This is a genomic window from Streptomyces sp. NPDC002785, assembly GCF_040295565.1.
In the GTDB taxonomy this organism is placed as follows: Bacteria; Actinomycetota; Actinomycetes; order Streptomycetales; family Streptomycetaceae; genus Streptomyces.
The window spans coordinates 1-10,612 of sequence record NZ_JBEOVN010000014.1 but is presented as its reverse complement, the minus strand read 5'-3'; the positions used below and the strand labels follow the sequence as shown (position 1 = coordinate 10,612).

15 protein-coding genes and 1 pseudogene are annotated in these 10,612 nt (G+C 68.9%); 7 read left to right on the top strand and 9 right to left on the bottom strand.

The annotated features are described in order from the left end of the window. Positions 1-110 precede the first annotated feature (110 nt). Positions 111-311: a hypothetical protein gene (locus tag ABTZ94_RS06250; protein ID WP_351198026.1), complete on the bottom strand. Its 201-nt coding sequence runs from the start codon at positions 309-311 to the stop codon at positions 111-113. A 26-nt stretch (positions 312-337) separates the two neighbouring features. On the opposite strand from ABTZ94_RS06250, the gene ABTZ94_RS06245 reads away from it, so the two are divergent. Then, entirely contained in the window at positions 338-712 is a 375-nt protein-coding gene (locus ABTZ94_RS06245) for a PadR family transcriptional regulator (RefSeq protein ID WP_189547959.1), read from the top strand. After that, positions 709-1,323 (top strand): HAAS signaling domain-containing protein, encoded by a 615-nt coding sequence (locus tag ABTZ94_RS06240; RefSeq protein WP_351198024.1) that lies wholly within the window; start codon positions 709-711, stop codon positions 1,321-1,323. Before ABTZ94_RS06245 ends, ABTZ94_RS06240 begins: the two co-directional genes overlap by 4 nt. 46 nt (positions 1,324-1,369) lie before the next feature. Here the strand turns inward: ABTZ94_RS06240 and ABTZ94_RS06235 are convergent, their stop codons facing one another. Continuing rightward, positions 1,370-2,785 carry an NsdA family TPR-like regulatory protein gene (locus ABTZ94_RS06235; protein WP_351198022.1) on the bottom strand — a complete coding sequence of 472 codons (1,416 nt, stop codon included), beginning with the start codon at positions 2,783-2,785 and terminating at the stop codon, positions 1,370-1,372. Between the two features lie 162 nt (positions 2,786-2,947). On the opposite strand from ABTZ94_RS06235, the gene ABTZ94_RS06230 reads away from it, so the two are divergent. Next, on the top strand, positions 2,948-4,039 hold the full coding sequence (locus tag ABTZ94_RS06230) for an NAD-dependent epimerase/dehydratase family protein (protein ID WP_351198020.1): 1,092 nt from the start codon (positions 2,948-2,950) through the stop codon (positions 4,037-4,039). On the opposite strand, the gene ABTZ94_RS06225 is transcribed toward ABTZ94_RS06230, so the two are convergent. Then, entirely contained in the window at positions 4,036-4,917 is an 882-nt protein-coding gene (locus tag ABTZ94_RS06225) for a glycosyltransferase family 2 protein (protein WP_351198018.1), read from the bottom strand. The genes ABTZ94_RS06230 and ABTZ94_RS06225 overlap by 4 nt on opposite strands. An 88-nt stretch (positions 4,918-5,005) precedes the next feature. Here ABTZ94_RS06225 and ABTZ94_RS06220 point away from each other — a divergent pair, with 88 nt between their 5' ends. Next, positions 5,006-5,722, top strand: a complete 717-nt coding sequence (locus ABTZ94_RS06220) for an LbetaH domain-containing protein (protein WP_351198016.1) — start codon at positions 5,006-5,008, stop codon at positions 5,720-5,722. A gap of 111 nt (positions 5,723-5,833) precedes the next feature. Here ABTZ94_RS06220 and ABTZ94_RS06215 read toward each other — a convergent pair whose 3' ends face one another. Continuing rightward, a complete protein-coding gene (locus ABTZ94_RS06215) occupies positions 5,834-6,205 on the bottom strand; it encodes a hypothetical protein (protein WP_351198014.1) in 372 nt (123 codons plus the stop codon). Beyond that, entirely contained in the window at positions 6,205-6,570 is a 366-nt protein-coding gene (locus ABTZ94_RS06210) for a hypothetical protein (RefSeq protein WP_351198012.1), read from the bottom strand. The genes ABTZ94_RS06215 and ABTZ94_RS06210 overlap by 1 nt, the downstream gene beginning before the upstream one ends. Positions 6,571-6,754: 184 nt before the next feature. Here ABTZ94_RS06210 and ABTZ94_RS06205 point away from each other — a divergent pair, with 184 nt between their 5' ends. Then, entirely contained in the window at positions 6,755-7,021 is a 267-nt protein-coding gene (locus tag ABTZ94_RS06205; RefSeq protein WP_351198010.1) for a GntR family transcriptional regulator, read from the top strand. 57 nt (positions 7,022-7,078) lie between these two features. On the opposite strand, the gene ABTZ94_RS06200 is transcribed toward ABTZ94_RS06205, so the two are convergent. Beyond that, a complete protein-coding gene (locus ABTZ94_RS06200) occupies positions 7,079-7,333 on the bottom strand; it encodes a DUF7008 domain-containing protein (RefSeq protein ID WP_351198008.1) in 255 nt (84 codons plus the stop codon). A 237-nt stretch (positions 7,334-7,570) separates the two neighbouring features. Here ABTZ94_RS06200 and ABTZ94_RS06195 point away from each other — a divergent pair, with 237 nt between their 5' ends. Then, positions 7,571-8,629: a helix-turn-helix domain-containing protein gene (locus tag ABTZ94_RS06195; protein WP_351198006.1), complete on the top strand. Its 1,059-nt coding sequence runs from the start codon at positions 7,571-7,573 to the stop codon at positions 8,627-8,629. Positions 8,630-8,747: 118 nt separating this feature from the next. After that, positions 8,748-9,155, top strand: coding sequence for a hypothetical protein (locus ABTZ94_RS06190; protein WP_351198005.1), 408 nt, complete (start codon positions 8,748-8,750; stop codon positions 9,153-9,155). Positions 9,156-9,239: 84 nt separating this feature from the next. Here ABTZ94_RS06190 and ABTZ94_RS37765 read toward each other — a convergent pair. The 3 genes and pseudogenes from ABTZ94_RS37765 to ABTZ94_RS06175 all read right to left on the bottom strand — a co-directional run. After that, a pseudogene (locus ABTZ94_RS37765) lies at positions 9,240-9,410 on the bottom strand (IS5/IS1182 family transposase); the annotation flags it as partial. A gap of 124 nt (positions 9,411-9,534) precedes the next feature. Then, positions 9,535-10,104 (bottom strand): GNAT family N-acetyltransferase, encoded by a 570-nt coding sequence (locus tag ABTZ94_RS06180; protein WP_351198003.1) that lies wholly within the window; start codon positions 10,102-10,104, stop codon positions 9,535-9,537. A gap of 252 nt (positions 10,105-10,356) precedes the next feature. After that, on the bottom strand, positions 10,357-10,612 hold a 256-nt coding region (locus ABTZ94_RS06175; RefSeq protein ID WP_351198001.1), incomplete at its 5' end, for a hypothetical protein.

Genomic DNA, 10,612 nt, shown 5'->3' with positions numbered 1-10,612 from the left:
CATCCTGCCAGCTCGGTGCGACAGCCGGGGACGGCCCAGCAGAAGAGGCGAACGAGCCCGTTCCGGCCCTGTGCCTGCGTACACGGCCGGAACGGGTGCACGCGTGGGGGTTACGCGTCTCGGGGTGCGTCCTCGGAGGTCGTCCGAGCCGGATCGGCCCTCTCGCCGGTCCGGTCCGCCTCGGTGATGTCCTGCTCAGTGATGTCCTCGTCGGTGATGTCCTCGTCCTGGTCGGGTACGTGCGGCAGGCGCAGCGTGCCTCCGGAGCCCCGCGATGGGGAAGGGGATCCGCGCCCCCCTTCCCCATCCACTTGCCTCACCAGGTATCTTGCATCGCATGGAACCAGGTGATTCGACCAAGCAGGCCCGGGCAGCCGCCCAGCTGCGCAAGGGTGTCCTGGAGTACTGCGTACTCGCCCTGATGCGGGACCGCCCCCGCTACGGCGTGGAACTCCTCCACGCCCTGGAAGACTCCGGCGCCCTGGCCACCAGCCAGGGCACGGTCTACCCGCTGCTCTCCCGGCTCCGCCGCGACGACCTGGTCACCACCACCTGGCAGGAGTCCGCCTCCGGACCACCCCGTCGCTACTACGCGCTCACCGACAGCGGCCGGGCCGCGCTCGACGAGTTCACCCGCGTCTGGCCCGGCTTCCGCAACGCCGTCGACGCCTTCCTGACCACCCCGCACCCCTCCACCGGAGACCTCACATGAAGACCTCTGCCGACCCCGTACGCGGCTACCTCTCCGCCGTCGAGCGCGAGTGCTCCGCCCTCCCCGCCGACCGCCGCCAGGAACTCCTCGCCGACCTCGCCGAACACATCGAGGTGACGCGCACCGAGCGCCCCGACGCCGCGATCGGCGAGATACTCACGGAGCTGGGGGACCCCCGCACGATCGCGGCGACAGCGCTGGCCGAGGCGGGGAACGGGACCACGGGCACCCCGGCCGGGAGCGACGTGGACGCACCCGCCCGGCGCGGCAAGGTGCACCCCCTGGTCCCGCTCCTGATGCTCACCCTCTCGCTGCCCTTCACGATGGTCTTCTCCATCGGCCCCGACGCGGCGTTCGACCCCGGCCCGGTGTTCGGCTTCCTGTTCCGCGTCACCGGCGCGGTACTTCTCTGCACCTCAGTGCACTGGACCGCCGTCCAGAAGACCACCGGCGTACTGCTCACCGTCATCGTGCCGACCACCGTCATCGTCACCTGGAACCTGATCAGCGGCTGGGCGGCGGGCGAGGTCCCGGCCCTCCTGGGCAACCTGGGAAGCCTCGCCCTGATGGTCGGCACGGCAGCATGGCTCTGGCGGGTCCGCCGCGCCTGAGAAGCTGTTTCCGGTCTGCGGGTTTGTCGAGAGGGTAGCCGCGCTCTCAGGCCGCGATGGTGGTGGGCTGGGCGGTGGCAAGGTCGCGGGCACGGGTGAGGAGTTCTTCGACGGCGGCCGCTGTCTTGTAGGGGCGGGCGGCGTCGAGCAGGGTGTTGAGGCGGGAGGCGACAAGGGTGGAGTCCACCCTGGTGGCTTCGGTCAGGGCCTGCTGGGCGACGTCTGTGGCCTGCTCGACTTCAGCTTCGTCGAAAAGGGCGGCGGCGAGCCCGATCCGGTCCATGATGCGGACGCGGTCGAAGCCGGGCGCCCGTAGCCGCAGTGCGTCACGGAAGTGGGTGCTGGCCCGCCTGATGCTTGCCGGGTGGAATCCGGCGAGGTCGCGGGCGGAGACGGCGCGGGCGCCGGCGTGTTCGGCGGCGTCGAAGTAGGCCACCCACTCGGGCACGTCGCCGAGTCCCTCGGAAACGAGTTTGTCGGCGCGGCCGAGGTGGGCATCGGCCTGCTGTTCCTGTCCGAGGGCGGCGTGCACTCGGCCGGTCTGTGAGGCCACCAGCGCCTCCAGTGCGGGTTTCTCCGCTTTAGTGGCGGCAACTTCGAGCAGCCCGAGGGCATCTTCGGGACGCCCAAGGTAGATCATCTGGTGGGACATGCGGGTGACGATCTCGACCCCGCGGTCCCGTTGCCCGGCCTCGCCAGCCGCGTAGATGCCGTAACTCCAGTACCGCTGAGCGGTGGCGTACCGGCCGCAGTCGTGGCTGACCCATCCGGCCAGGGCTGCCAGGTCGGCGGTCGCGGCGAAGACCCGGGCGCGTAGGGAGGCGGGGACACCGTCCTGGATGCGGCGGGCGACTTCGGCGAGCTGGGCGACGATCGCCGAGCGGTACAGGCCGCCGCCCTTGGAGGCGTCCGCGCGGGAGAGGAACGCCGTGACCTCTTCCAGCGCGGTGACGGTGTCGGTGTCGAAGCCCTGGTGTCCGGGGTTGAGCCGGCTGGCGACGCCGCCGAGCATCCGTTCGGCGGCCAGGACCAGCGGGGCGCCGATGGCGAGCTTGAGACTTTCGCGGCGGTCCAGGAAGAGGTCCATCTGTGTCCATCCGGCCAAGGTCTGGGCGGCTGCCTCGGTCAGCAGCGGTAACTGGATCGTATCGAGGACCACCCCGGCGGCCGTCAGTCCGAGGTCACCGGGTGTGAGCGTCTGGCCGACCGCTTCGGACAGCACGGCCGCGAGGAGTTCGGGCACCGGCGGGCGGGGCCGTTCGCCTTCGATCCAGCGACGGACGCGGGTGGTGTCCGGGGCGATCTGCCGGTGACCTCGGCGGATCGCTTCGGTGGCGACCCGGCGGGCGATCTCGCCGTGCGAGAGGCCCGTCGCGGCGATCCACAGCGCCAGATGCGGGTTGGTGCTCGTGGTTCCCACCGTGGCCTCACCCTCCCCGAACTCCGTTACGGAACGTGGCATTTCCGCCACGTTTCGCGACACCCACGGTACTCGTCAGGCCGGGCACGGCGGGCGGATTCTCAGAGGCGGAGGCGGCCCCAGGGCCCTGGGCAACACCTGCGGCCAACGAGCTTCGCCGCCCGCACAGTCACGAGTTCACCCGAACCAGCTTCTGGAGGCAGCGTGCACCATCCCTCAGACCTCGCCGTCCTGGCCGGCAGCACCGTGCTGGTGACCGGCGGCACGGGGCTCATCGGCTCCCGGATCACCATCCAGCTCCGGGCCCTGGGCGCCCGCCCCGTCGCCCTGTGCACCATGAACGCCTACCCCGAGCACGTATACGCCGACCTGTTCGGGGTCCACGCATCCGACCCGGACGTGGTCCTGGGCGATATCCGGGACACGGCGCTGGTCCGCAAGCTCGTAGCCGAATCGGACTACGTGATCCACACTGCCGCCCTCGCGGACGTGGCCGCGTGCACCCGCGAACCGCTGGCCGCGATCGACACCAACATCGCCGGTACCCAGAGTGTCCTGGACGCTGTTGCCGCCACGGACCGCATCCGGCGCATGGTCTTCGTCTCCTCCGCGAGCGTGTACGGCGACGGCAACCCGGAGGAGACCGACAGTCCTGAACTGCTGACCATGCGGCAGCTGCTGGAGTCCGTTCACGGCCGCATCCCGCCGCAGTTCCACGAGTTCACCCGCAGGCGGCCGGTGTCGGTCTACGGAAACACCAAAGCGTGGGGCGAGGAACAGACCGCTCTCATCCTCGGCCAGGTCGGCACCTCGTACGCGACTGTCCGGTACTTCTCCGTCTACGGCGAGCCGCAGACGGTCAAGCCGAACTCGCATTCCTGGGTGGTCGCCTGGTTCGCTGCCCGCGCTCATTTGGGCCTTCCCCTGCACCTCAACGGCGGCGGCCGGCAGGTGCGGGACATGGTGCACGTGGATGACATCGCCGAGGGCACCCTGCGGGCCCTGGTCAGCCCGCGGGCCCACACCGAGACCGTGAACATCGGGACCGGCATCCCGACCAGCGTGCGCCAGGTCGCGGAACTGATCCGCGAGCACTACCCAAGAACGACCTTCCTGGACGCCCCGCTGCCGGCCGGTGATCCCCTCGGCGGGTACGCAGCCACCCGCCGGATGGAGAACGTCCTGGGCTGGAAGCCGAACGTCACCGTCTCGCAGGGGGTGGCCCGCTACGTCAACTGGCTGAGGAACACCCCAGCCGCCGCCCCCGGCTGGCTGCGGGAGTCCACGGCGGCCTAAACAACCGGCGGCCGGCCCAGTCGAGTCATCCGCCACACCGTCCGCCACCTGATGGGACGCCGAGGGCCCCCGCTGGTCCGGATGCCCTCGGCGAACCCACCGAACCAGGCCCACAATCCCGCCAAGGACTTCCTGCGGACCACGGTCAACGCCACCCACACCCCCAGGTAGACCGGCACGAGAAGGGCGGGCAGATGCCGCTTGGCAAGCCAAACCCGGTTCCGGGCCGTCATCCGGTAGTAGACCGTGTGCCGGGCCGGCGAGGTCTTTGGGTGTTGGAGAACGAGCTGCGGCTCGTAGAGGACGTCCCAGCCCCGGTCGATCGCCCGCCAGGCAAGGTCGGTCTCCTCGTGCGTGAAGAAGAACGCGTCCGGCCAGCCGCCGGTCTGCTCCAGCATCGGCATCGACAGCGCGTGACCGCCGCCCAGGAACGTCGTCACCAAGCCCCGCCGCATCGGGTCCTTGGCCCGCAAGCGGGGCACGTGACGCCGCTGGGTTGTGCCGGTCTCGTCCGCAATCCGGAAACTGACGATGCCCAGACGGCTATCCGCCTCGTACGCGTCTGCGATCCGCCGGAACACGTCCGTCTCGATCAGCAGCCCGTCGTCGTCCAGGTCCACGAGCACGTCCACGTCCCCGAACTCGCGCAGCCGCCGCCAAGCGACGTTGCGGCCTCCGGACACCCCCAGATTCTCATCCAGCTCCACCGCGGTCACGCCGTCCGGCAACCCCGCAAGTGGCGTCCCGTTCCCGACGACGACAACCCGGGCGGCGGGCTCGTCCTGCTTGGCCACCGACTCAAGCAGAGCCAGCAGTTCAGGCATCCGGTCGCCCATCGTCAACACGGCAACACCCACACGCGGCCGGGTCACGACCATCACCACTTCCCTCGCGCCGGCATCAGGTGAACGGCGAGCGTACCCCGGCCAAAACCTGCTGCCGCACCCATCCGAAGGGCCACCACACATGGACCAGATCATCCTCGGCGACTACGTCACCGCCCCCGCCCGAGGGGCCATCGCCACGACCACGTACGCAGGCCTGGAGAAGTTCGACCTGGCCGACTTCCTGACCCAGTGGCGGGGCCTCCAGCGCGAGGCCCTGACCATGTTCAGCGAAGACCAGCGCATCCACCCGAGCGCGTACATCCACCCCACAGCGATCATCGGACACGACGTGATCATTGGACCGGACGTCAAGGTCCACGAGTTCACCACCGTCCGCAAGGGCAGTGTCCTGTGCGCCGGGGCCCAAGTCGGCTTCAACTGCGAGGTCACCGCGGCATTCGTGGGAGAGGACGCGGTCCTGGGGCACCGGATCGGCGCGAACCGGACGATCATCGGGGCCCGAGCCCACCTGTCGGCGAGCGTCACCGTGGCCGCCATCAACATGACCGCCGACATGCGCAAGCCCGACCGCGAGGTCATCATCCGCACCGGCCTCGGCCTCTACCGATGCGGAACCACCCAGTTCGGGGCCGTCATCGGCGACGACACCCAGACCGGCAACAACATCAGCATTGGTCCCGGCGTCGCCATCGGCCGCCGCTGTCACATCACCAGCGGCGTCGCCCTCGCCATCCGCGCCATCCCGAAGGACTGCACCGTCACCGCCCCACACGCCACGGAAGCCACCGTCCGCCGCCGTCGCCGCCCCTTCCCACCCAACCAGACCACCAATTAGGCCGCAGAACATGACTTACTTGTCTGCATGCCCCCACTCGCGCTGGCCTGCGAGTTCACTTGACAACCCTGGGTGACCCCGGCGGACCGGGAGTCCCAAGGGCTGTTCCGGTCACGCGTCACTGGTTCCGGCGTCCTGGGGATCCTCGGCGTCCTGGATGTCCGTTGCGGGCAGACGCATCCCGCGTGACTCGGCGACCCGCAGCGCGTCACTGAGGCACTCGGCGAGCCTGATCCCGGCGTACCGCACCTCGCTGTACTGGGACATGGTGTCCCCCAGCACCTCGCGGGCGTGGTCGAGGATCTCAGCTCCCATGTCCAGTTGCACGGCCTCCATCTCGTCGGCCAGCCGGGAGAGGTGGCTGTTCTGGTCGTCGGTGACGAGGAAGCACGGCTTGCCCTCGGGCGACAGCCAGGGGAGCAGACGGGGCGGGTCGGCGGGCGGAGCGACAGGCTGAGCTGCGACGTTCGGCAGGGCGTCCATCAGACCGCCACCCCCCACTGCGCGCCGACCACATGCAAATCGAGATCCAGCCCGAAGTCGGCGGCGAGCACCAGCGCGAGCCGCCGACGCTGCTGTACGCGTTCCTGGTCCGAGGCGAGGAGATACGGGCGCACCAACGCGCTCGCCCCACCGTCCAGCGCCTGGTCCAGCCCGTACGGCGACCGGGCGGCAGGGAGATCCGCGGCGGGGCGGGGACGGGGGCGGGGGCGGGGTGTGCCCGGACGGCGAGTCGGGGCGGGGGCGGTTGGGGGGTACGGGGCGCTACCGGCACGGTGGCGGCCGGTGCGGGGGCCGAGGATCAGCCCCAGCAACCATGCGGTGATCCCGCGGATAAGGTCGTACATGTCGACGCTCCTAAGTCAGCGTTGGCCATGCCCCGGGAGGTCTTGTCCACCTCGCCGGGGTCTTGTCGTCTCGACCATACCCGCAACTGCGTCCCCCTGCATCCCTCCGCAAAGTACCGCGTCCGGACGCGGTTCGACGCGTCCCGCCCCTGCGTGCTGCTCCGCAGTGCGCCACTGTGGAGGGATGAGCGATCTCCCGCGCTACGAGTACGTCAAACTCGCCGACGCCATCGCCGCCGATATCGCGTCTGGCAAGCTCCCGCAGGGCGCTGCCCTGCCCGGCGAGCGCGCCATGACAGAGCTACACGGGGTGAGCATCGGAACCGTACGTCGCGCCATCGTGGAACTGCGCAGGCGCGAACTCGTCGCGACTCTGCCCGCGAAGGGGACGTACGTGATCGGGGCTCCGGAGGCAGCCGCCAGCGAACCAAACGAGGACGAGACTGCCTGACGGGTCAGGGCCTTCATCCATGTCTGGCTGAAGGCCCCTTCGCCGCTGACCCGCGCCCTACTCGGCGGCTTTCTTCCGGCCGGCCTTCTTCTTCTCCGGGCGCCAGGCGCGAAGGTCGTCCTGTGACAGGTTGCGGTCCACAGAGCCACGGTTCAGCGCGGTCTGGAACTCCTTGGCGGGGTTGTCGCCCCACTCCTCGTCGTACGCGTCGTACCACTGGTGGACCCACGGCATGATCTCCTGCAGCCCGGCGAGCAGTACGGCGTAGCGGTCAACACCATCCGCAGGGCAGTCCGCGAACTGCGCGACCATGCCTCGTCATCACGGTTCCCATCAAGGGCGCCTTCGTGCGCGCCGAGGAGCCCACCGGCGACTCCCCCGGAGAGGACGGGGCCGTGGAGGGAGCTTGCAGTGCCACCTACTCATACAACTCCCGCAGGAAGGGGCGAACTTGGTCGCTGTTCGTGCGTGCGTGGCAGACTTAGCCTCGATCCAGACGAGCGGATGAAACGAGCGCCGGGTACTTGCCGCACTTCGAGCATCACGCTCATGATGGTGGTCATGCCAGAGGAATGGGGATCGGCGGGCGGCAGGGGTGTCGGTGCCAGCTCTCTGGTTTCGATGTCGAGCGGCGAGCTGCCGCGGGGCGACAGGTTCGACTGGTACGTAGAGCTGGTACGAGAGAGCATCGCGCCCTTCTCTCTCAGAAGTGTCCACGCCCACGGTTTCGAAGCCCGTGTTGCCGCAGTGGACCTTGGCTCTGTACAGATCGCGCATTTCGTCTTCGAGTCGCTCCATGCCGCGCGGACGCTGCGGCACATCAGGCGCGGTGACCCCGAGACGTATCAGCTCGCCCTGGTCGGTGGCAGTCCAATGAGTGTCAGCCAGTGTGGCAACGAGGCCGAGGTCGACACCGGCAGCTTGGTATTTTTCGATACTTCTCACCCTTTGAAAGCCTTTGTTCCGGATGAGCATGGGTGGGGCTGCGTCACGTTGCTGCGGATACCCAAACACGCCTTTCCATTGCCCGCAGGTCAGGCCGATCGGGTCCTGTCCCGGCGGCTCACCCCGGACGGGGTGACCGGGCAAGTTCTTTGCCAGTACCTGACCACCATCCGAGACCGTGCAGCCGATCTCGGCGCGGGCGAGCGTCATCGGCTCGGAACGATCGCGGTCGATCTCGCCGCCGCGTTCCTCTCCGAGCATGTTGACGCCCGACATCTGCAATCGCCGGAGTCCCGCCAGCAGGTCCTGCGCGCACAGATCGACTTCTACATAGAGCGCAACCTCGGAAGCATGGAGCTGACCCCCGCTCACGTCGCGGCGCACCACCACATATCCCTCCGCTCGCTCCACCGGCTCTTCCACGCCCGGCAGGAGACCGTGGCGGCCTCGATCCGCCGGCGCCGCCTGGAGCGCTGCCGTGCCGACCTCGCAGACCTGCGGCTGGCCGAATACCCGATCGCCGTCCTCGCGGCCCACTGGGGGTTCCCGGCACCCGCCGAGTTCAGCCGTGCCTTCCGGACAGCGTATGGGCTGAGCCCCCGTGCCTTCCGTCACCGAGCCGCCTCCGCCGATGCTCCCTGCACGGCACGCCCCGCCAAGTAACGCGGCGCGCAGGGCCAAGTGCCGTCCCCCGGCTGCTGTAACGATATGAGCACCCATCAGGCAGCACGGCGAGGCCATCCCCGGACCGGCCGACGGGCCTGAGACAACAGGAGGAATCATGCAATGCACCAACCGGACCATCACCGGTATTGGCTCCTCACCCGCCAGCTGGCGGGTAACTTCAGTGAGACGTCTCGCCCGCATTTTTGCCGTTTCAGGGGTTGCGCTTGCGATTGCCGTGGGGGTGACCTCACCAGCCTCGGCTCAGAACCGTGTCATCACGGGCGCCTACGGCTACTTCGACCCGGGGAAGCTCATGTTCGGTGTGGGAGACACCGAACGCGACGGTCACGGCGTATTCATTCGTTGGCATGTGGACACCTACTGGGACACCGTTGTGAACGACAAAGGCAACGGCACGTGGACTGACGAGTACCTGCCCTACAACTGGCCTGACGCGACCCTGGAATGGCAAGTCTGCGTCACCGGCGTCCGCTGTTCGTCGTGGGTTCGAGAGCGCCTGTAGCGCCTAATTCCGGCAAGTACGGCTGGTGGAGGGCCACACCACCAGCCCCCGTTACCTTCTTCGTGGCCCCGGGTTCGGGGCTCCTGGGAACCCGCGCTTCTCGGTGTAGGACGCCAGGATCGGGCCCAGGTCGAGCACCTCGTCGACCAGTTCGGCCACGAATCGGGCCAGATGCCCCTCGGGCAGCCACTCATCCAGCGACGGCGGCAGCATCAGCATCTGATCGGGGACGAACGCCCGGAAGGTCTTCTTCACCGCCACCGTCGGCGCGATCTCCGGCTTCACCACCGCCGCCGGATCCACCTCGAACAGGCCATCCCCACCAGACATACCAGGATTCTCCCATATGGAAGATCACGAACAGGAGGCAGCGTCGGGCTCAATCGCCTGATCGACTGCCAAGATCCGCGGACAGCGCCGCGTAGATGTACTCGCTGCCCCAGCGATCCCCGTCGAGGTCGTTCTCGACCAGGTGCGCCTCCCGGCGCATCCCGAGGCGCTCACAGACCCGCACAGACCCGGTGTTCTCCACATCCAGCCGTGCGTAGAGCCGGTGCACGCCCAGCGTGTCGAAGGCAAACCCGGCCAGCGCCGCGGCCGCCTCGGTCGCGTAGCCGTGTCCCTCGTGACCTGGGTCGAGAGTCCAGCCGATCTCGGCCTGGGCGGCGCGGGCATCGGCCAGGGTGAGGCTCACCTCTCCAAGGACGCCGGGCTCATCGCCTCGGCAGACAGCGAGCGCCAGCTTGTCCCCGTCGGCGCGCCAGGCCGTCTGCGCCGCACGCTCGGCGGCAACCTGCTCGCTGCGCTCACGCGTGTGCGCCGGCCGGTACAAGTAGCGCGCCACGCTCGGCAGGCTCTGGTAGGCGTACAGGTCGTCGGCGTCGCCGGGAGTGAACAGACGCAACGACAACCGGCACGTGGTCAACGGCAGCAGCGAGGCGATGTCCATGCGGACCTCCGGGACGCGGATGTGGATCAAGTTGCGGACGGATTGTCGCATCACGACTGCCCGGCAGCCACGCCTTTTCAAGAGCAGCGGTCGGCAGCCGCACTTCACCACGAGGCGTGGCATTCCAGGAGTTGTTTACTGACCCACGCTCCTAGCGGTCACCGCGGAGGCGACCGCCGTGCGTCCGCCTCGCCGACTCGCACACCGCAAGCGGCGCGCACTCGCGATGTGCGATGCCTCGGGCGTCGGCGATCAGCCCACCGGGCCGTCGGAGTCGGGTGCGTGCTCGTCAGTGGTGCCCTCGTCCCGGTCGGGTTCGTACGGCAGGCGCATCCCTCGGGACTCGGCGACGCGTAGCGCGTCACTGAGGCACTCGGCGAGCCTGATCCCGGCGTACCGCACCTCGCTGTATGGGGACATGGTGTCCCCCAGCACCTCGCGGGCGTGGTCGAGGATCTCAGCTCCCATGTCCAGTTGCACGGCCTCCATCTCGTCGGCCAGCCGGGAG